Annotated in this window: 18 protein-coding genes and 1 other RNA gene; 11 read left to right on the top strand and 8 right to left on the bottom strand. The window is 39.8% G+C overall.

What is annotated here, in order from left to right; all coding sequences use genetic code 11:
* The first annotated feature begins 74 nt into the window (after nucleotides 1–74).
* Both pulA and hpf read left to right on the top strand, forming a co-directional pair.
* Nucleotides 75–4,403 (top strand): pullulanase-type alpha-1,6-glucosidase, encoded by a 4,329-nt coding sequence (gene pulA, locus LMH66_RS11195; protein ID WP_229370100.1) that lies wholly within the window; start codon nucleotides 75–77, stop codon nucleotides 4,401–4,403.
* A 520-nt stretch (nucleotides 4,404–4,923) separates the two neighbouring features.
* Nucleotides 4,924–5,280: a ribosome hibernation-promoting factor, HPF/YfiA family gene (gene hpf, locus LMH66_RS11190; RefSeq protein ID WP_102526492.1), complete on the top strand. Its 357-nt coding sequence runs from the start codon at nucleotides 4,924–4,926 to the stop codon at nucleotides 5,278–5,280.
* A 74-nt stretch (nucleotides 5,281–5,354) separates the two neighbouring features.
* On the opposite strand, the gene LMH66_RS11185 is transcribed toward hpf, so the two are convergent.
* Nucleotides 5,355–6,077 (bottom strand): YebC/PmpR family DNA-binding transcriptional regulator, encoded by a 723-nt coding sequence (locus LMH66_RS11185; RefSeq protein ID WP_102526491.1) that lies wholly within the window; start codon nucleotides 6,075–6,077, stop codon nucleotides 5,355–5,357.
* A 263-nt stretch (nucleotides 6,078–6,340) separates the two neighbouring features.
* Here LMH66_RS11185 and LMH66_RS11180 point away from each other — a divergent pair, with 263 nt between their 5' ends.
* Together LMH66_RS11180 and LMH66_RS11175 are read left to right on the top strand one after the other, a co-directional pair.
* Complete coding sequence (locus tag LMH66_RS11180) at nucleotides 6,341–6,598, top strand: TIGR02922 family protein (protein WP_102526490.1); 258 nt, start codon at nucleotides 6,341–6,343, stop codon at nucleotides 6,596–6,598.
* A gap of 156 nt (nucleotides 6,599–6,754) precedes the next feature.
* Nucleotides 6,755–7,804 carry an alkene reductase gene (locus LMH66_RS11175; protein WP_229370098.1) on the top strand — a complete coding sequence of 350 codons (1,050 nt, stop codon included), beginning with the start codon at nucleotides 6,755–6,757 and terminating at the stop codon, nucleotides 7,802–7,804.
* 170 nt (nucleotides 7,805–7,974) lie between these two features.
* Here the strand turns inward: LMH66_RS11175 and LMH66_RS11170 are convergent, their stop codons facing one another.
* Together LMH66_RS11170 and LMH66_RS11165 are read right to left on the bottom strand one after the other, a co-directional pair.
* A complete protein-coding gene (locus LMH66_RS11170; RefSeq protein ID WP_229370096.1) occupies nucleotides 7,975–10,125 on the bottom strand; it encodes an EAL domain-containing protein in 2,151 nt (716 codons plus the stop codon).
* Nucleotides 10,126–10,127: 2 nt separating this feature from the next.
* A complete protein-coding gene (locus tag LMH66_RS11165) occupies nucleotides 10,128–10,676 on the bottom strand; it encodes a glycogen-binding domain-containing protein (protein WP_229370095.1) in 549 nt (182 codons plus the stop codon).
* 374 nt (nucleotides 10,677–11,050) lie between these two features.
* Here LMH66_RS11165 and LMH66_RS11160 point away from each other — a divergent pair, with 374 nt between their 5' ends.
* The gene (locus tag LMH66_RS11160) at nucleotides 11,051–11,392 is read left to right on the top strand and encodes a zinc ribbon domain-containing protein YjdM (RefSeq protein ID WP_102526514.1); all 342 of its coding nucleotides are present in this window, start codon (nucleotides 11,051–11,053) and stop codon (nucleotides 11,390–11,392) included.
* 239 nt (nucleotides 11,393–11,631) lie between these two features.
* Here the strand turns inward: LMH66_RS11160 and LMH66_RS11155 are convergent, their stop codons facing one another.
* The 4 genes from LMH66_RS11155 to smpB form a co-directional block, all read right to left on the bottom strand.
* Nucleotides 11,632–12,153 (bottom strand): hypothetical protein, encoded by a 522-nt coding sequence (locus LMH66_RS11155; protein WP_229370094.1) that lies wholly within the window; start codon nucleotides 12,151–12,153, stop codon nucleotides 11,632–11,634.
* Complete coding sequence (locus LMH66_RS11150; RefSeq protein WP_229370093.1) at nucleotides 12,154–12,333, bottom strand: integrase; 180 nt, start codon at nucleotides 12,331–12,333, stop codon at nucleotides 12,154–12,156. It abuts the gene before it with no gap.
* A 213-nt stretch (nucleotides 12,334–12,546) separates the two neighbouring features.
* Nucleotides 12,547–12,901: a transfer-messenger RNA gene (gene ssrA, locus LMH66_RS11145) on the bottom strand.
* 72 nt (nucleotides 12,902–12,973) lie between these two features.
* Nucleotides 12,974–13,471 carry an SsrA-binding protein SmpB gene (smpB, locus tag LMH66_RS11140; protein WP_102526487.1) on the bottom strand — a complete coding sequence of 166 codons (498 nt, stop codon included), beginning with the start codon at nucleotides 13,469–13,471 and terminating at the stop codon, nucleotides 12,974–12,976.
* Nucleotides 13,472–13,672: 201 nt separating this feature from the next.
* Between smpB and LMH66_RS11135 the strand changes: the two genes are divergently transcribed.
* Nucleotides 13,673–14,110, top strand: coding sequence for a type II toxin-antitoxin system RatA family toxin (locus tag LMH66_RS11135; protein WP_102526513.1), 438 nt, complete (start codon nucleotides 13,673–13,675; stop codon nucleotides 14,108–14,110).
* Nucleotides 14,100–14,432, top strand: a complete 333-nt coding sequence (locus tag LMH66_RS11130) for an RnfH family protein (RefSeq protein WP_229370092.1) — start codon at nucleotides 14,100–14,102, stop codon at nucleotides 14,430–14,432. The genes LMH66_RS11135 and LMH66_RS11130 overlap by 11 nt, the downstream gene beginning before the upstream one ends.
* Nucleotides 14,433–14,547: 115 nt before the next feature.
* Here LMH66_RS11130 and LMH66_RS11125 read toward each other — a convergent pair whose 3' ends face one another.
* Nucleotides 14,548–15,081, bottom strand: coding sequence for an outer membrane protein assembly factor BamE (locus tag LMH66_RS11125; protein ID WP_229370091.1), 534 nt, complete (start codon nucleotides 15,079–15,081; stop codon nucleotides 14,548–14,550).
* Nucleotides 15,082–15,426: 345 nt separating this feature from the next.
* Between LMH66_RS11125 and LMH66_RS11120 the strand changes: the two genes are divergently transcribed.
* The 4 genes from LMH66_RS11120 (at nucleotide 15,427) to aceB (ending at nucleotide 21,405) form a co-directional block, all read left to right on the top strand.
* A complete protein-coding gene (locus tag LMH66_RS11120) occupies nucleotides 15,427–16,272 on the top strand; it encodes an SAM-dependent methyltransferase (RefSeq protein ID WP_229370090.1) in 846 nt (281 codons plus the stop codon).
* Between the two features lie 28 nt (nucleotides 16,273–16,300).
* Nucleotides 16,301–16,507: a hypothetical protein gene (locus LMH66_RS11115; protein ID WP_153913335.1), complete on the top strand. Its 207-nt coding sequence runs from the start codon at nucleotides 16,301–16,303 to the stop codon at nucleotides 16,505–16,507.
* Between the two features lie 9 nt (nucleotides 16,508–16,516).
* Nucleotides 16,517–18,235, top strand: a complete 1,719-nt coding sequence (locus tag LMH66_RS11110; RefSeq protein WP_229370089.1) for a GGDEF domain-containing protein — start codon at nucleotides 16,517–16,519, stop codon at nucleotides 18,233–18,235.
* Nucleotides 18,236–19,749: 1,514 nt separating this feature from the next.
* Nucleotides 19,750–21,405, top strand: a complete 1,656-nt coding sequence (gene aceB, locus LMH66_RS11105; protein ID WP_229370088.1) for a malate synthase A — start codon at nucleotides 19,750–19,752, stop codon at nucleotides 21,403–21,405.
* The last annotated feature ends 33 nt before the right edge of the window (nucleotides 21,406–21,438 follow it).

Raw genomic sequence — 21,438 nt, 5'->3', positions numbered from 1 at the left:
TTGAAAGAAAATCGAGAGAATAAACACCAAGTATCACGTTTGATAAAAACATATTCAATGGGGAGAGCCCACTCATGATGAGTATTTCTAAAATAATAAAATTGACTGCGGTTGCAGCTAGTATCACAGCATTGACAGGCTGTGGTAGTGAATCATCAGAACCAGGTGAGGTATTATTGACTTGTAGTTCGCCAAACATTCCCAACTCTACAGGCACTGAATGTGTGGCTCCGCCAGCAAAAGTGTGTAAAGCACCGACTTTCCCTGATGCCAAAAATGAAGCTTGTATTGTTGGTTATAACGACAGTTTACCTTTACCTGTGGTTTTAGCTGGTGAAAATCAAGCTGTTCTATATTACAACCGCTTGAAGGATAATAATAACACCGAAACGAATCCGAATTATTCGGCATACAGGCTCCATACTTGGAATAACGATGCCTGTAATAGCTATGCCCCACCGTTTGACTCCACAGAATGGAGTAATGGCCACCTGTTTGATGGTGTTGATGAAAACTACGGTGCTTATTGGATCCTTAATCTTAAAGAAGGGTACTCAGAGTGTGCCCAATTTATTATCCATGATGGTGATACCAAGGCGTTATCTGCAGGTGATTTGTCGGTTAACCTCAAGGCTTATGAAGATTCTACTGCAATAGAGGCGCAATTTGATCGCGCTAATTTTACAATTGATGGCACTCCTGATGTCTATAACTTCCCTATATTGGATGTCGGTTTCTCTATTGAGGGGGCAAGTGCCCATTGGTTAGATCAAAATACTTTTGTATGGAATCAGTCTGCGGACGGAATTGCAAAGTTTGTCATTCATCATTCTGCAACCGCAGGTATTGAGAGCGATATCGCAGGCAATATCAGTGGCACACAAGTTGAAGTGATGAGCAGTGAACTCACTGATGCCCAAAAAGCCCTAGTACCGCATTTAGCGAATTGGCCAGCTTATGAAGCAAACTTTAGTGCTGATGAAGCTAAAATGGTCGCTAAAAACCAGTTAATCATGGTGGCTTATGATGGCGACAACAAACCTGTCGCAGCAACCCATGTTCAAGCAGCTAAAGTACTTGATGCACTTTACACCGCTGGTGAGAATGATGCTGATGAAGCTGACTTAGGCATAATCTATGATGGCAGTAACATCATGGCGAAAGTCTGGGCACCAACAGCTCAGACGGTGAATTTGAACGTTTATGATGCAGCTAAAAACTTAACCAGCACTGAGTCGATGACCTTAAATGCTGAAACAGGTATTTGGTCATTCAGTGGTGATATGAGCTTAGACAGAATGTATTACCGTTACGAACTCACCGTTTTCCATCCTGTAACTAAAGCTATTGAAACACTTGAATCAACGGACCCTTATTCTCTGAATGTGTCAACCAATGGCCGCTATAGTCAATTTATTAATTTAAGTGACGATGATTTAAAGCCAGAAGGTTGGGATGACCACGAAGTTATGACGGTTGCCAATCCTGAAGATATCGTGATTTACGAAGGTCATGTTCGTGACTTTAGTGCGCGTAATGAAAGCACTTCAGAAGCGAATCGTGGCAAATATTTAGCCTTTACTGAAGAGGGTAGTGCACCTGTTGATCATCTGCGTAAGCTCGCTGAGAGCGGCGTGACTCATTTTCATTTATTGCCTGTCAATGATATCGCTACTGTTAATGAAGATCCGGCAGAGCGAGTTGATATAACAGACACTTTAGGCACCTTGTGTGACAAGATTGAAGATAATGCAGATGCCTGTGTTACCCAAGATAAATCAGCCACAATTCAATCAATCCTAGAAGGAGCATTACCAGGCTCAAATGATGCTCAAGCATTAGTTGAAGCTATGCGCGGTTATGACAGCTTTAACTGGGGTTATGACCCTCAGCACTTTATTGCACCTGAAGGCAGTTATGCTAGCGATGCCGATGGCATTGCTCGTGTAAAAGAACTGCGTGAAATGAACTTAGCTTTACATGAGTTAGGGCTAAGAGTCGTGTTAGATGTGGTGTATAACCATACCAGTTCATCTGGGCTTTGGGATAACTCAGTGCTTGATAAAGTCGTGCCAGGTTATTACCACCGTTATAACGAAATTACTGGCAACATTGAGTCTTCAACCTGTTGTGATAATACGGCAACAGAACATCGAATGATGGATAAGTTTGTCTCTGATTCCATGGTGATTTTAGCTGAACAATATGGCTTTGATGGTTTCCGTTTTGATGTCATGGGACATATGCCTAAAAGCAGTATTTTAGCCGCCCGTGATGCCGTTCAAGCGGTGGATGCTGATAACTACTTCTACGGTGAAGGTTGGAACTTTGGTGAAGTCGCCGATAATCGATTGTTCGAACAAGCCACTCAAGCAAATATGGCAGGCAGCGAAGTCGGTACCTACAATGACCGTATTCGTGAGGCCGTTCGAGGGGGGGCTTTATTTGCAATAGAGCAAAAAGACGATTATCTGCGTGACCAAGATACTCTGCGCTTATCAATGGCAGGTAACTTACAAAACTACGTACTAAAAGACTTTAACGGTAATACTGCCACCGGGAGTAGCTTTAGCTGGAACTCACAGCCAACAGGTTACACCTTAGATCCTGCAGACAGTATTAACTATGTATCAAAGCATGATAACGAAACGCTTTGGGATATTTTACAGTATTCAAATGATATTGGTTTATCGTTAGATAGCCGCGTACGAGTGCAAAATATTGCCGCTACGATTCCATTAATGAGCCAAGGTATTCCATTTCTACAAATGGGTGGTGACATGTTGCGCTCAAAATCATTAGACCGAAATACTTATGATTCCGGCGATTGGTTTAACTGGGTCGACTTTACTAAAGGCAGTAATAACTGGAATGTAGGCTTACCGTTAGAGCAAGATAATGCTGAGAAAATGGAGCAAATTATTGCGCTTGCGGGGAATCCTAATTCAGCCCCTTCTATGTCTGAAATTGAGTTTGCTTCTAACGTCTTTAATGAGTTTTTATCAATACGTAAAACGAGCCCATTACTGCGTTTAACGACTGAGCAAGACATTATTGACCGTGTTGGTTTCCATAATATTGGCAAAAATCAGACTCAGGGCGTGATTGTGATGAGTATTGATGATGGTGCTGATTTAACTGATATAGATCCTTCAGTTGATGCCATGGTCGTGATGATCAACGGCAGTGAAAATGAGCAGTCTCATACAGTGCCGACAGCATCTGGGTTTAGTTTGCATCCAAGTTTATCTATGTCGATTGACACCACAGTGCAAAGTGCAAACTTTAGCGTGGGTACTGAAGAAGGTACGTTTACTGTCCCTGCTTATACCACCGCTGTATTTGTTAAAAATCAGGGTGATACACAAGGTACAGGTTTAAGTGCTAATGCTACAGCGGGTGCGCCAGATGTTGTGCCATATGGCAGCACAGAAGTGTTTGTTCGTGGTGGCATGAACGGCTGGGGTGAAGTGGATAGCTTTACTTATATTGGTAGTGGTGAATATCGCGTTGCAATTACTTTAGCCGCTGGTGGCTATGACTTTAAAATTGCCTCAGCAGATTGGAGCACCGTTGATTTTGGCGGCGTATCTGATGCTGAAGCTGGTGTTGAGGAAGATGTTGCAGAGCAACTTGCCCCAAGCGGAGCTAACTTAAGCTTTACAGCAGCAACAGATGCCACTTATGTGTTCTCACTTAATGCAGCAGATAAAGATAACCCTGTACTCACCGTATACAACGAAGAGCCTTTCGTCGGCACGAGTGTTTATGTTCGTGGCGGCATGAATGGCTGGGGCGAAACCAATGAATTGGTTTACATGGGCGGCAGTATTTACCAAGCAGAAATATTGGTATCAGCTGCAAACCATGAATTTAAAGTTGCCTCAAGTGATTGGTCTACAGTTGATTATGGCAGTTTAGATGATAATGGTGCAGTGACCTTAGATGCTGCCAAAGCGTTAGCGGTTGCTGGGACGAATATGAGTCTCAACTTTGAAACTGAAGAAATGTACACTTTTACTTTTGATATGAGTAATCGTTTAGAGCCAATGCTAACTGTCAATAAAACAGAAATGTTTGGCACTAATACTGTGTATATTCGTGGCGGAATGAATGGTTGGGGCGAAGTTGATGCCCTGAGCTATCAAGGTTCATCTGTTTACACTGTTGATATCGCTTTAGAAGCGGGTAATGCAGAGTTTAAGATTGCTACCGGAGATTGGTCTACTATTGATTTGGGCGCGATAGCAGGTGAAGAAGCTGTTGTTGAAGGCGATATGAAAACGTTGGCTTCAAAAGGCGCAAACATGCAGTTTGACGTGGCAACAGCGGGGACTTATCGCTTTACGGTTACTGGGCCAAGTTCAAGCTCGCCAGTATTGAGCGTTACTTCTGTGAATTAAACCAGTAATGAAGAGTATATATTAGCCTAGTTATTATAGGCTTCACTTTTATAGCCCAGCTTTAGCTGGGCTTTTTATTGAGAGAGTAATAGTCGTTTTATTCAGTATTTGTGGTTAATGCTATCAATGCTTACAGCTTTAACCCTGAGCATTATTGCATCTGTATTGGCGGATAAACCGTACATGAACAATCTATCACAAACTTTATCACGGCTAATAGAATGAAAAACAATCAAAAAGTACACTTAATTGTTTGAAAAATGACAATAAATACAAATTCAGCGTAAAGACGACAAAAGTTGCAGATTTTGTTGTGGTTTTATGTCTATACTAAAGCTGTAAACTAAATAAATGACATAAGTATGAAAATGGAAGCAGGTTGTTTATTAAGTTAACAATGATTAATGCGATTACCCTTGTGATCTAGGACATACGCCCCAAAATCTACTTATGTAAGCACAAATATCTGCTAGAAAGTGAAGTATATAGCCAAGCTATATTATTAAAGGATAAGTTATCTATGAAAATAAATCTTTCAGGTCACCATGTTGATGTTACAGATACTGTAAAAGAAGACGTTAGCGCAAAGTTCACTAAAATTGCCAGCCATTTCCCTACGTTAATATCGCTCGATATTATCATCTCAAAAGAACACGGCGAATTTGAAGTTGAAATCACGACAAATTATGAAGGAAGTCGTATAGCTGCAAAAGCCTCAGACCCTGTTATGTACCCTGCGCTTTCAAGTGCAGGTAAAAAACTTGATGCAGCATTAAAGCATCGAAAAGGTCAGCTAAAAGCTGATTTACACGCCAAACCAGAAGTCACAGCGCCTGAAATTGCTTATGAACGAGTCCAAGAAATGGATCTTAAGTAAATCAAGCTAATATGAGTTAGATACAAAAAAACGCAGTCAAATGACTGCGTTTTTTATTGCAAGAAACTCACGGATTAATCGTTAATTTCTGCATTATGGTAAACATTTTGTACATCATCACAATCTTCTAACGCGTTAATGAATTTGTCGAAGGTCTCAACATCTTCACCAGTCAGTTCAGTCATGGCTTGAGGTACAAAAGTAATATGTTCAACTTCAAAGTTGATGTCAGCAATTTCTTCGGTCAAAGCAATGCGTGCTTTGCTGAATTCAGTAATAGGCGCGAATACGCTGATCATGCCATCTTCTAACTCAACGTCAGTTACATCAACATCAGCCATCATTAATAATTCAAGAATCGCTTCATCATCGTCACCAGCAAATACAAATACCGCTTGATGATCAAAACTATGAGCAACTGTGCCTGGTCCGCCTAATTTTGCATCGTTTTTAACGAATGCTTGACGAACTTCAGTGAATGTACGCTTTACGTTATCGGTTAAACAGTCAACGATAACTGAACAACCACCAGGGCCGAAACCTTCATAGCGAGCAGTATCATAATCTTCACCGCCACCGCCTCTGGCTTTTTCAATTGCGCGTTCAATAACGTGAGTAGGGACTTGATCCTTCTTTGCACGGGTAATTAGGCTGCGTAACGCAAGGTTACCATCAGGATCAAAACCACCATTTTTAGCACAAACGTATATTTCTTTACCGTAGCGCGAATAGATACGCGTTTTTTGGCCGGCAGTTTTTGCCATAGATTCTTTGCGGTTTTGGTATGCTCTTCCCATCTTGATCTCGTTTTGAATTTCGAAAAATTGCCGCTGATTCTAACAAAAATAATCGCAGCTGTTTAGTCTATATGGGCGTTGCAGTTGATGCAGATCAGCCGATATAGGATTATTAGGATTAATTTACCATAGATGGTGTTAAATTTGTGTAAGATATTGATTGCTTGAATGAGGTATTAGCAACAATAATCGTCTAGACTGAAACAAGTGATATAAAAACCATATCGTAAGCATGTAGTTAGCATCGGTAAGAGAGTAAAAATATGACAAAAGTGATTCAAGAACCGGCCACCACTGATAACGAAAATAAAGCGACGGTGACAGTATTATTTTATGAGGCTCCTGTGGGGTTATTAATGAAAAATACCGTGTTGACAGGCTTAGATGTAAGCGAAACGGGCAGGGTAATGCTGCCTAATGATTTTAGAGCAGGAAAGTCGATTATTGCTGTACTTGATGGTGAATGTAAAATCCTCAACTCATTAGGTGAACGTGTCTACGCTCAGAAAAATTTAGTCTAATTCAGAACTAAATTTCTATTTACAACGTACATACAAAGCGTATTTTTAAGCGACTACTAGTGAGTCGCTTTTTCATGTTCGAATGTTAACTGGCCGAATAGTAAAATTGATTTGCGTATTCAGTTTGTTAAACCGTTTTTATCAAGGAAGTATTTTATGACCGCCACCTTGTTCACCCCGTATAAGCTCAATGACACGTTAACCCTGAATAATAAAATAATTATGGCGCCACTGACTCGTTGTATGGCTGATGATAACTTAGTGCCTACCGCTACCATGGCAGCATATTATGCTCGCCGAGCCGATGCAGGATTAATCATTAGCGAAGCGACCATTATCCGCCCCGATGGTCAAGGTTATGTGAATACCCCAGGCCTTTATACGCAAGCGCAAATTGAAGGCTGGAAAGTCGTCACTAAGGCTGTACATGACAAAGGCGGCAAGATTTTCGCGCAGTTATGGCATACAGGGCGTGTCGCTCATCCGTTCTTTTTTGGTGAGCAAAATGGCGAAGTGATTTCAGCATCGAATATTGGCATTGAAGGCACGATACCTAGAAATCGAGAATTAACCTATCAACAGCCTAAAGCCGCCACTCAAGCAGATATTGCGCAACTAGTCAGTGACTACGCAACTGCAGCAAGTAACGCGATCGAAGCGGGTTTTGATGGGGTAGAAATCCACGGTGCCAATGGTTACTTAATCGATCAATTTTTGCATTACTCATGTAATAACCGCACAGACGAATACGGTGAAACACCTGAAAATATGGCGCGCTTTGCAGTTGAAGTAGTCGATGCAATTATTGCAGCTATCGGCAGTGATAGAACGGCAATTCGCTTATCACCTGGTGCATATTTCAATATGGAACCTAATCAAGGTGATAGAGCGGTTTTCGATACACTGTTAAAGCAGCTAGAAACCCGTCACTTGGCATTTATACATCTTGGTATATTTGATGATGCGATGGAGTTTGATTATTTAGGTGGAACGGCGTCTCGTTATTTACGCCAGCAATATCAGCAAACATTAGTGGGCGTGGGCAGTTATACCGCCGAAACAGGTAGTAAGGCGATTGCGAATAATCAATTTGATTTATTAGCAATCGGTAGAGCTTTTATCGCCAACCCTGATTATGTCGCTAGAGTGCGCGATGGACTTGAACTCACCGCTTATGACGATGCCATGCTTGCTGAGTTAGTGTAACCACAAGCAGGAGTTTGCTTTAGCTTGCTTGAGCTAGCGCAATTAATAACCCTAGCTTAAACACAATGCTGCGTCACTTCGCAGCATTTTTATGTCGCTTTAAAGTGGGCATAACAGCTCCACTTAATTAGTGCTGCAGTTAATTAGTACTTAATGTTTATTAATAAGGGTTAAGCACTATTGTCTCTTTGGATAGATAAGGCGGCTTCAATCGAGGCTTCAGGTTTTCCAAGTAAAAAGCCTTGGGCATAATCAATTTGATAGTGTTTTACTTGCGAGAGTACTTGTTCTGAGTCTACAAATTCGGCTACCGTCTTAATGTTCATTTTTTTGGCAAAATGGGTCACAGTTTCAACTAAGTGTTGCGCTTTGGTGTCGATATCAAGATTGCGGATTAATGAACCGTCAATTTTGATGACATCGATATCAAGACTCATTAAATGGACAAAGTTAGAGTAGCCTGCACCAAAGTCATCAATGGCAATTTTACAGCCGAAAGGTTTTACCTTCACAATAAAGTCATGGACTAAATCATAGTTGGTGATTTCTTCACTTTCGAGCAATTCAAAGGTCAGTCTGGTTGAGGTCTCCGGGTTTGCCTTAAGCAGCTCAAATAGCTCGGCAACTCGCTCACTATCAGCAATATCCTCCAGTGAAATATTCACCGAAAACTCATAAGGTAACTGACTAAAGAGAGAGAATGACTTTTCTAACATGGTTTTCATCATCCGAGGATAAAGTCTTGAACGTACTGCCGTTTGCATAAACATCGCCGGTGTCAGCACTGTGCCATCGTCAAGACAGATTCGCATCAAACACTCAAATTTAGGCTGTGCATCGGCTGACAATGGGTTTATTAACTGCACATACGGCGTCACCCAATCATGCTGAACAGCTGATACCAACATTCGGTTTTGATGCATGTTCGCTTCAAAGGCTTTTGGGTTTGACATATCTGGCGTAAATAATCGATATCGCTGGAACTGACGACGACCAATACGCCGCGCTAAATCTGCTTGTTGATGTAATTGAGAATATTGGTCGTTAACGCAATGTGCTCCACCTGCGCTTAAGGTGACATAGAGCTCATTACCATCAATTGTCATCGCTTGATGACTGATATGGTCAATGATGTGTTCTGCTAATTGTTGCAGTTGCTGATTACTGCAGTCACAAGCCATGAGTACTACAAACTCATCAGCCCCTGTTTTATAAAGGCTGTGAGGGGCGCAAGACAGCTCCAAGCCATTCGCGACCTTTTGAATGATAGTATCGCCAGTGGTTATGCCATAAAAATCATTTATCTCACCAAAGTTGTTAATGTTGAATACCAACAAAGAACTTGCTTGATGCTTGCTTAAATCAGCATAGAGTTTTTTGCGATTAGGTAACCCAGTGAGATTATTAAAATAAGCCTCTTTAAATAGGTTACTGTTTTGCTGTTCAATTTGATGAAAGCTTTCAGCTAAAGACTGGCGCATGATTTCAAAATTATCGCCGAGTTGCTGAATTTCATCTTGGCTATTCAGTTTTAGTTTTTGGGTTAAGTCACCTTTGACCACTTTTTGGGTCCAATTGGTCAAAGTTAAAATATCCGCCGTAACGATTTTACCTACACTCATTAATAACCAACTCGCTAACGCCAATACGCCAGACAGCAGCATTAATTGAAAGATAAGTGTATTTAATAGTTCTGCACCATAAAGCTTCACTTGAATAGATCCACCGTAAAACCCCATCAGTTGGCCACGCTCAATAATAGGCTGCATGACCTGGCTAAAGCCCAGTACCCATTCTCCTTGGCGCGTTTTATTGGTTTCGACATGTCGAATGGCTGGCGGTCTTTTAGCGGTAATTAACTGGCCATTGAGTGCATCTTGTTTTGCTAGTGGAATTAACTTGGACCACATGCCTTTGACAAAATAATCTGAGGTAGAGTTAAATCCCAGTTTTGTGGCTCTATCAAGCTGAATCGATTCATTTTGTTGTCTATGATGTAAAGAAATCAGTTGGCCATCGTTATCGAGAACCGCAAAGTCTGACAAGGTAATTTGAAATAGACTGGTTTGCTTTTTATCAATGCGAGTTGTCGCTTGGTTAAAGAAATGACTAATGGTTTTATCTATCTGCGTTTTTTGGCTGGTTAAATCAGTGAAATCAACCTGGTTACTGGCTAAAAGCAAGTGCATATTGTGTAAGGTGTCACTGACACTCAGCTTAATTAACTGTCTATTTTGATGTAATTGGTAACTGAAAAAAATCACTTGAGCACACACAAGGATCAACACATTGGTTAGCATTAGCTTGCGATGCAATGGCATTTTTAAATGCAGCAACCAATAGAGTAAGGGCTCAAGTAAGCAAAATAATAGAAAGAGCCAATCAGTGCAAAAGTCAGCAATTGAGTTATTAACGCAATTTTTGGCCAATCGGCAACTTCTATTAACGAGTTCTTGTTTCCCCATGGGTTAACTGATGTATTCGGGTTATAAGGGTCTAAAATCCAAATAGGATCTTGTTCACCTTTAACCTGTAAAACCAGTTTGTATTCTATGTCGCCATGATGAAGGGGTAATGTGAATTGCCATTGATTGTCGCCATTAGCTCGCATTTGATAATAGGCATCGTCAGGGTGCCAATCGGAGAAACTGCCACTGACAAACACGCTTTCTATGTGACTTGAAGCGGATAAACCGTATTGCTGATTTAGCTCGTCTGATAAGGGTAGAGTGAGATTAATTTCATACGGCGTGAGTGCATCATGGGACATTAACGAAATGACCCAAGTTTGAATAGGCCATATACAGATAAGCACAAAAAAGATACCCAGCCTAATTTTCCATTTATGGAGATAGTGAGCAATTAAACTCAAAGGCTAGGCCTTACTAATAATAACAAGATATTCTGCTCCCAAATAACAAACCGAAAAATGTTGTAGAAGTTGATGTAAATATTAACAATTATGTATCAATATGAGCTGAATATGACCTAGGGTCAACAGCAAGTGAGCGAAAAATTGTACTGTTCAGAGGTGTAAGGGGAATTACTATCTTGTAGGTGCAAAACTCAATGGTGCAGTCTTGTTGTAATCTAGGATCTCAGTGTTATAACTGTGACTCGAGTAATGTGCTGTTACTGGCTGAGATCCAATAAATTACGTATAATGTAAAACATCTATTTCTGCTTATTAGTGGAATGACTTAGGCTAATCAGCCTGAAAACTTATATCAATTGAGAGAAATTACCATGAGCGCTATCCCACCATGTCCAAAATGTGAATCTGTATATGTATACGAAGACGGTTCACAATTAGTTTGCCCTGAATGTGCTCATGAATGGAACCCGAATGAAGAAATCATCGATCCAGATGCAATCATTTTAAAAGATGCTGTTGGTAACTTACTGGCTGAAGAAGATAAAGTGACCTTGATTAAAGATCTTAAAGTTAAAGGTTCTTCGCTCGTTCTTAAAGTTGGCACTAAAGCGGTTATCAAACGCTTTGTAGATGCAGACCACGACATCGATTGTAAAGTTGATGGCCACGGTCAAATGATGCTTAAATCTAAGTTTGTTAGAAAACAAAACTAATTAGCATTATTGCCAATTTAGATTCGAAACACCTGCCAACAAGCAGGTGTTTTTTTATGTGAAAATTATGGGCCTTGGTTCAGCTCCCGCCGCCAAATGTGAATCAATTGAAGTGTTTTGAATAATTTGAGACGTAAATGTTTTATTTAAGGCAAAGAAAAAGGGCTTAACCTTGCGGTTAAGCCCTTTTAAGTATTTGGTGGAGGCGGGATTTGAACTTGCGTCCAGAAAGCCTACATTTATTTTGTGGTGTCGAGGTGTATAGGTTTTTGCTGTTTTTCAGGAGCTTGAGTGTTTGTTGGTGGCTGGTTGTTGCTATAGGTTGTAACTTTTTCCGCCTTGCTGTCGTCACTTGTTATTTGATTTTGTTGCGTGATTCTCTTCAATATGCCGTCGAACATTATAACAACCATACCTCCAACAGTGCCAATAAACACGGATAAGATTGCAGCCGTCTCATCAGTTTTTAATTCAATGATTTTACTAATACACATGAATAAAATAAAAAACAATGCAGGCTCTATTATAAAAAGTAGCTTTAGCCATGTTTTATGTTTACATAGAGGACTGGATATTAACTTAAAAATTTGAGAATTCATGTTTAAAAAACTAAATGTTCCACTTGATATACAAACAAAAAATAAAGTAGGTATGAGATAGAGATGCTCTTTCTCAGCATTTATTTCTGGTTGGGAAAGTAAATACATGAACATAGTCCAACTAACTATTGTTAGTACATAATTATCAGCGTTATCTTTCATCTATTTTAGCAATCCTGTAATCGGGTTTTTAGTTATCGCATTATCTAGGTGATCGGGTGCGAAGTGGGCGTAGCGCATTGTGTCTTTGATGTCGGTGTGGCCTAGTATTTGTCTTAATACTAAAATAATACCGCTGTTCATCATAGATGAGTGACTTGGTTTATGGGGTTGTTCATACATGGAAAGTTCTTAGCTGGGTATATTGCTTTTTGGCATTATTATTCATTAAACTATCCTTGTTTGTTATAAAAAGCACTAGTTAACAGGGTATTATAGAATGTGCTTTAGAGCAAAACATGACGTGTGCGTACTAGGTTATTGATACGGATAATAAACGATTACAAGTTGTAGACAAAAAAAGACCACCTATTGCTAGGTGGTCTTTTTAGTATTTGGTGGAGGCGGCGGGATTTGAACCCGCGTCCAGAAAGCCTACATCCAAGGCGCTACATGTTTAGTCTCTCTTTTGATTAACCAAGTACACTCCGAAAGACAGGATTGCAATTGGCGAGTCCGATACTATTTCGCGGTTCACCCTCGGACGGAGTTCCCTCGCTATCAAATGTAATATGACCATCTTGAATCCCTGCCCATTTGAGAGACGTGGGTAAGATGGCTAGCTAGCCTAAGCTGCTAGAGAGTAGTTAGAGTCGTTAGCAACTATAACAGTGCGGCTTTTTACGAGGCCAACCGCCCCTCGACATGCTCCCAGGGTTTCGTGAATCCTGTCGAATCCAGAATCGCCCCCAAAGTTTGTTGATTGTATCGGGTAAACGCTAAAATACCTAGCGTATTCCACTAAAACACAATCGTTTGTATATTATCCGTCCAGTCTGCTCTTTTTCATTACGCGCGACTGTTCGACTTTCCATTCTCTTTCTTTAGTGTCTTGACGCTTGTCATGGTCTTTTTTACCTTTACCTAGACCAATCTCTACTTTTACCCAAGCGCTTTTGCGCCAGTATAGAGATAGCGGCACTAAGGTATAACCTTGACGCTCAATTAAGCCTTCAAGTTTATCAATTTCGCTGCGCTTCATTAGTAGCTTTTTAGTACGAACCGGATCGCATACTACATGGGTCGTCGCTGTGTTGAGGGGCTGAACAGTACAACCATGCATGAATGCTTCACCGTTTTTGATGAAAACATAGCAATCAGCTAAGGTCACTTTACCCATACGCAAGGATTTAACTTCCCAGCCTTGTAGCTCAAGTCCTGCTTCTACTTTTTCTTCAATTTTAAATTCAAAGGTCGCGCGCTTATTACGTGTAATCGTAGCGGGTGGATTCTTTGATTTTTTCGAATTCTTTTTTACCATAATCGCGTGTACTGCCCGCTGTTATCCCATTTAAAAGATCTGCTCGTTTTCACATACTGCAGATATGGGGGAGAGAATAAACTAATCAAGGGATTATACCCAAACCACTTAAAGATGCGAGTTTATTCCTTAATCGTAATGGATGCGTTTTACTTCAAGCGTGTTAAAATTGGCAGATTGTTATCGATAGTGTTGTTATTCATGCCAAAAATTTCAAAAAATGTGCTTGTACGCTTCAGTGCAATGCAAATGTATGATCTGGTAAATGACGTTGAGTCGTACCATGAGTTTTTACCTGGCTGTGTGGGCGGTAAAGTCCTTGAGTTTGATGGTAAGACAATGGTCGCATCGGTTGATGTATCTAAAGCGGGTATTCGTAAAACGTTTACGACCCGCAATCAGGTTGTGCCTGGAAAATCCGTGTCTCTTGCTCTTGAAAATGGCCCATTTAAAAACTTAGATGGCATTTGGCGTTTTACTGAGTTGACGGAAGATGCTTGCAAAGTTGAGTTTGACTTAAATTTTGAGTTTTCAAACCCGCTTGCGGACATGGCATTTGGCCGTGTATTTAAAGAGTTAATGAATTCGATGGTGACGGCTTTTACCGATAGAGCCAAGGTAATTTACAATGACAAATGACGTTGAAACATTCTCTGTGGATGTGATTTATGCGCTCCCTACGCAACAAAAAATTATCACCATTAGTGTGATGCCTGGCACCACTTTTATTGAGGCTGTTAAGCAGAGTAATATTGTCAGTTTTTTCCCTGAAATTGATCTTGAAAAGGTCAAACTTGGAGTATTCAGCCGCCAAGCCAAGCATGATGAAGTGCTACAACAAGGTCAGCGTATTGAGATATATAGGCCACTCATTGCGGACCCTAAAGATGTACGCCGTAAGCGAGCTGAAAAAGCGAAAGAGGAAGGGCGCAGCAACAAAATTACTGGTGCTAAGCTTTAATTTATAAACTTAAGCTATCCATGTGATATTGATGCGTAATGCTATGTGTAACGAGTTTTACGTATAAAAAAAGCGGACAGCTAATGCTGTCCGCTTTTTTGTGAGTATAATTTGGTTACTCGCCTTTTGGCCGATTTTGATTACCGCCTTTAGGAACGTCATTTTCCTTTGAAATACGTTCTTCTTCAACCAGTGGCTTAGCATCACGGCGAATGGCGTTAGGCTCTTGCTCAGGTAGCAACGGAGCAACCACAGGCGCAGATACGGTTGGCAGTGCACCTTCATTAAGTGGTGTATCAAAGTCATCACTTAATTTGTAATCGCCTTCAACTTTGGTGAGTAAATCACCGTCGAAGTATAAAATAAGCTCTTTGTGAGTCACGCTGGCATTACGACCACTTTTAAAGTGATAAACGTAATACCAAATATTATCAGCGAAACTGTCACGCAGTACTGGGCGACCTAATATGTATTCGGCTTGCTCTTTAGTCATTTCAACACGTAGCTTTTCTACTTGTTGTAACTCCATGTAGTTACCTTGCGGTACATCAGGCTTATAGATTAACCAATCAAAAACACTACAGGCACTTAAAGATACTGATAGCGCAACTGCGCCTAAAAGGGTAAGACTTTGTTTTTTGTTTATCATTGTCTGCGCTATTTCCTAAAAATCTGACGCCATCATACCCAAGGCTTCCCTATGCTGACAAGTGGCTATTAACTGTTGGATGCTATAACTGTGTGAATAATAGAGTGGATAGCTGTCAGTTAGTTCCTCACAACTTAGTAAACTTGACTAATTACTCAGGTAATCGCGCTTAATTGTTACATAAATGTAGAAAAATATGGTAAATCCAAGAGTAATTATATAAGTTTGAATAATAGGTTTTAGCAGAGACAGAAAAATTGATTAATTAAGTTAATTCATAAACCTGCATAGCCCGATACGTGCTTAATATTCGCTCTAATTTGACAAAAAGAATAATGATTAACGATGTCATCAAAAGAAACTAAAAAAAATCAACAATCACTGGCACCTCAAAAATCAGCAGGTAAGGTGACATTTGTAGGTACCGGTTTGCAACTAGCTGGGCAGATCAGTGTATTAAGTAAAAGCTACATTGAAAATGCAGATATCATTTTTTCGCTGGTTCCTGATGGGTTTACTGAACGTTGGCTAGTCAGTTTAAATGCTAATCATCACTCACTTCAGCCTTATTATGCCCAAAAAGGTGAAGTAAAAAATCGCCGTGATACTTACTCGCAAATGGTCGATGCAATACTCGAACAAGTACGTCTTGGCTTAAACGTGGTTGTTGCTTTGTATGGTCATCCTGGCGTTTTTGCTTGTGTGTCGCATTTATCGATTAAGCAGGCGAGATTAGAAGGTTATCAAGCTGAAATGCTGCCAGGAGTTTCAGCAGAATCGTGCCTATGGGCTGATTTAGGTATAGATCCTGGCACTTCCGGACATCAAAGCTACGAAGCCACTCAATTTATGCTGTATCAGCATATTCCTAACCCTAAGACCCATCTACTCCTGTGGCAAATATCGTTAGCTGGCGAACATACGTTAACTGAATTTTCGACAACATCAGAGCGGTTAGAGATCTTAGTTGAGCATCTATCACAGTGGTATCCGCGTGAGCATGAGGTAGTCATTTACGAAGCTGCTACCTTACCTCATTTAAAACCTAGAATTGAACGTTTCAACCTTGAGCAGTTGCCTCATGTTGAACTCAGCACCATTAGTACATTATTAATACCTCCCTCGGAGCAATTAGCTTTAAATTTCGACATATTAAAGCGCCTTGGGATTGAAGCTTGCGATATTGGATAAACCTTTCAACACTAAAATGGAAATTACTATGTCAAAACTTAGCTCTTTTTTAACGGATTTAAGCTCGGATGCAAAATTAAAACAAGCCTATGAAAGCTCGCCTGAAAAAGTCATGCAGGATTACGGCTTGAGTAAAGAGGAACAAGAAGCTGTAATGTCATGCGATGAAGGTAAAGTTTGTGCATTAATTGGGGATGTTGATAAATCTAAAATATTGTTTGTTCATCACTCTTAGGCTAATGGCTTGAAATTTTTATTATTGATTTTGTTTTTTCTAAGTCCTTTTGCTTTTGCCAATACTGACCAGCAAATTGATATAGAGTTATCGCAATTAGAAAAAACGATGAAAACTTCCCCTGATGAAGGGGAGGTGCTTTTTAGTGCCTTACATGATAAAAGCTCAATTTTAAATAATGACCAGCTTGCTAGGTTATGGATGATCGATGCCCAAAGACAAATAATGATAGGCAATTTTGAGACTGCACTTATTCGCCTAGATGATGTACAAAAAGTGGCAACAGATAGAATATTATTAACCCAGTCTTATATGTATAAGGTCACTTCATATATAGGCCTAAAAAATTACACTTCTGCATTTATTGAATTAAGAAAGAACCTTGAACGAGTAGAAACCTACCAAGATCTAGAATTAAAACTAGAGTCATATTTACGTATTTTAAATGTATACCTGGACATGGATGCATATAAAGAAAGTAAACGAATTTCTGAGAAACTATTGGACTTGAATAAACAACAGTCACCTAAAAGCCATTGCTATGGGCTTGTAGGACTAGGCTACAGCAATTTGAATTTGAGACTCTACCAAGAAGCTACCTCCACTTTTGACGAAGCATACGCTTATTGTCAAACTCACGAGTTTTCTCTTGTTGGGGCTATGGCTCTAAAAGGGTTAGCTGAAATCAACCTGGAAATGAGTGAATATAGTAAGGCTAAAGAGCAGTTGGAAACTGCTTTAAATGTTTATCAAAGATTCAATTTCAGCTACGAACTATCAAGGACAAACGCACTATTAGCGATAGTCCACTATCATATTAAAGAATTCGAAACCGCTACCCATTATGCTGAATTGGTCAATGCGCTACCCAATGATTCTATTTATATGTTACCTAAGAGAAAAGTAAGTGAAATATTATCAATGCTTGCTAATCGACAAGGTAGATATAAAGAAGCTTATCAATATCAGGTTCTAGCTCATGCCTTAGATATGCAGATAATCAATGAGAAAAAAGTAAAAGAAAATGCCTACCAAATGGTTAAGTTCGATTCTGCAGAGAAAACTCGTGAACTGAACCAACTCGTACAAGATCATGAGATGATTGCTAAGCAGCGTAGTATGTTGAATAACGAAAAAAGCTCTTCTTTTATGTTCTCAACGGTATTAGTCGGCACGGTGGCTTTTTTGAGTTTGATGTTGTCAGCAGCTTGGATGCAGCGAAATCAATTCCGTAAACAAGCGCAAATAGATGCGTTGACAGGTTTATATAATCGAGGCGCAGGCATCGAAAAAGCTGAGAATGAATTTATTCAAGTGCAAGCTCAGCAAGGCAGTATTAGTGTCATTGTTATTGATTTAGATTGGTTTAAAAAAATTAATGATAGTTACGGCCATGCTACTGGTGACTGGGCGTTAAAAAAGGTGGCTGATACGATTACTGAACATAAACGTGCCAGTGACATTGTTTGCCGTTTAGGTGGCGAAGAATTTGCGATCTTTATGCCGTTCACTGATATTGATTTTGCATATGAATGCGCGCAAAGCTTGTGTACAGCATTTGCTAATATCAATACTCGTTACTCTGGTCATCAATTTACGATTACAGGTAGTTTTGGGGTGAGTGATTTAATTAACGATGACTTAAGCCTAGACCCTATATTAAATCGTGCAGATAACGCGCTCTATAAAGCGAAATCTGAAGGTCGAAATCGAGTAGTTAAGTCTTAAGTAAGGCATGTCTCTTTTTAAATATCAGTGTCGTGCTTAGTTCTCATATCAAAACAAATCCAAACAACCCATAGCTGTTTCAATTATTTTCTATTCTTAATGCGAGTTATTCATAAATAGCACTGCTATCTATCGTTTTTATTGTGGCGGCGTTGGCTGTTACTGCATTACTTACCTTAATACTTTCTTGTTGCTGCCTATTTCTGGATTCCAGACTTTTGGTTCTTGCGTATAGATTCTTGTGTATTGATTCTTTTGGTTAGTATTGTGAGCTGTGAGCTGTGAGCTGTGAGCTGTGAGCTGTGAGCTGTGAGTTTTGTGCTTTGTGCCTGTCAGAGGACTATGGTTCGTACTCACTCACTCACTCAATCACTCAATCACACACCTGATCAATCAGTCACTCAATCTAAGACACAAGTATTCAGAGTATTGCCTTTCAATGCTTTCGCTTGGGGGCTTGCTGTTGTAAGCATTCAAAACAAGAGCTGTGAATCATCATTTGGCTGTTTCTTTTACTATTCATTTAACTATTTATTTGACCATTAATTTACTCATTGTTGATCATGAAAGCTCGGTTACAACCACTAGCTGTGATAGTTCATCCATATGCAGGCTAGCTATTAACGTCTGATTATTCCCATTATGTTTGCTACCCCCTGCACTAAGTCTTCAACTAACACTTCAATCAACTCTTCAATTAACGCTTTAGTAAATCATACGCCCTCTGAATTAGACTCATATGATCCTAAGTCATAAGTTGAGGGGGAATATATGGTTGAAGCGTGCAGTTAATCCTTCTAGTCACTGCGGTGTTTTTGATGGTTTTTCAGCTCAAAAATCGAAAAATGACAGTTTTTTTACTTTTTAATAAAAAAAATCGATTTATTTTCATTGAAACCAAGAAATTCTGTGATGTTGATCGGGCAACATCGGTCAAGCTCTAGAGTAATTATTCTACTATTGTAATTTCGTTAACGTAAACGTCAACTTAAAACGCTTGTTTGAATCCACTTTTGAAGGAGCTTTATCTATGTCATTGTTTTTAATCATTTAGGTTGCTTTACCTTTAGGTTAGTTCAAAACAAAAGCTTGATTCTACTTTGGTATAAATACATAAAATTTAAGTAAATTAAAATTTACACTATGTTTTTATATTACCTTTTAAATTACCTTTCGTGACGTCTGGTTAAGTTGTAAGACAATTTACCATTAAGGTTATGTTAAAAGTTTGTTTTATTTAAAAATTTAGTTAAAACATATGCTTGGGTGTTTGTGTGGCTTGGTAATACCAATTTATCTTCATGTTTTTGATTGTTTTTAGGTCATTTCAAGCTGTTGCAAATGCAAACGTTTCTGGTTAGGTTTTAGTACGAAACAAACATTTGGTGGTTAAATTTTGGCAGGTTTGTTTTGGAGATAGAGAAATAGAGCGCAACCCGCTTTCATCTATAAAGTCATGCTTAATGTGCAGGCTTCTCTCTTTTTAAAACTGACTTATGCTCAAGGGGCTTAATATGACAGCAGAACAATTAGTGGCTAAATATGCTAAATCGCAGCCAAGTGCTGATACTGAATTACCAACAAGCGCAGAACTTGCGTTAATTGGTCCAAAGGTCCCTGGCCAAGAAACAATCTTTAATGATGGCGCGCTTTCTTTACTTGCTGCGCTGTGTGAAGAGCTTAATGAAGAAGTACCTGAGCTGCTGAGTAAGCGTAAACAAAAGCAGCAACGCATTGATAATGGTGAGCTTCCAGATTTTTTGCCAGAAACTCGCGCTATTCGTGATGGTGAGTGGAGCATTCGTGGCATGCCAGAAGATCTCACTGACCGTAGAGTGGAAATTACCGGTCCTGTAGATCGTAAAATGATTATTAATGCCCTGAACGCCAACGTGAAAGTATTTATGGCAGATTTTGAAGATTCATTAGCACCTAGTTGGGAAAAGGTGGTTCAAGGTCAAATTAACCTACGTGATGCTGTTCGAGGCGATATCAGTTTTACAGCAGAAAACACGGGTAAGCATTACACCTTAGATGAAGATCCAGCTGTATTAATTTGCCGCGTTCGTGGTCTGCATTTAAAAGAGAAACATGTTGAATTTAAAGGCGAAGCTATCCCTGGTGGATTATTTGATTTCGCAATGTACTTTTATCACAACTACCACCAGTTATTAGCTAAAGGTAGTGGCCCTTATTTCTATATCCCAAAACTTGAAAGCCATGTTGAGGCTCGCTGGTGGGCAAAAGTATTCGCTTTTGTTGAAGAACGTTTTTGTTTAAAGCCTGGCACCATCAAATGTACTTGTTTGATTGAAACATTGCCTGCGGTATTCGAGATGGACGAAATCCTCTACGAACTTCGTTCAAATATTGTGGCTTTGAACTGTGGACGTTGGGATTACATCTTTAGTTATATCAAAACACTTAATAAACATGCCGATCGTGTTTTACCCGATAGACAAGCTGTGACCATGGATACGCCTTTCTTAAGTGCCTATTCACGCTTACTGATTAAGACTTGTCATAAACGTGGCGCATTAGCGATGGGCGGCATGGCGGCATTAATTCCGGCTAAAACAGCTGAAGAAAATGAAATCATCTTACAAAAGGTTAAAGGCGATAAGGAGCTAGAGGCTCGCAATGGTCATGATGGCACTTGGGTTGCACATCCAGGTCTTGCTGATACTGCAATGACCATCTTTAACGACTACATAGGTACTGGTACTAACCAATTACATATTACTCGTGATGTTGATGCACCCATTTTAGCTGATGAGCTACTAGCACCTTGTGCTGGTGAGCGAACAGAAGCTGGGATGCGCTTAAATATTCGAATCGCGCTGCAATACATTGAAGCATGGATCCAAGGTAATGGCTGTGTGCCGATTTACGGCTTAATGGAAGATGCAGCAACAGCAGAAATTTCACGTACTTCTATTTGGCAATGGATTCAACACGAAAAATCATTATCAAATGGAAAATTAGTCACAAAAGCATTGTTCAAAAGCATGCTCAGCGAAGAGCTTGGCACAGTAGAGCAAGAGCTTGGCAGCGAAAGATTTAACCAAGGTAAGTTTAATCAAGCGGCGGGTTTATTTGATGAAATTACCACTTCAGATGAGCTGGTTGATTTCTTAACTTTACCAGGTTACGAGCTACTAACTGCTTAGTTTTAAAGAGTTCAACAAGCTGTAACAAGCTTA

This window comes from Shewanella sp. 10N.7 (assembly GCF_020806285.1).
Lineage (GTDB): Bacteria > Pseudomonadota > Gammaproteobacteria > Enterobacterales > Shewanellaceae > Shewanella > Shewanella electrodiphila.
Note: the sequence above shows the minus strand (reverse complement) of the source record. Positions and strands in the feature narration are given on the sequence as shown.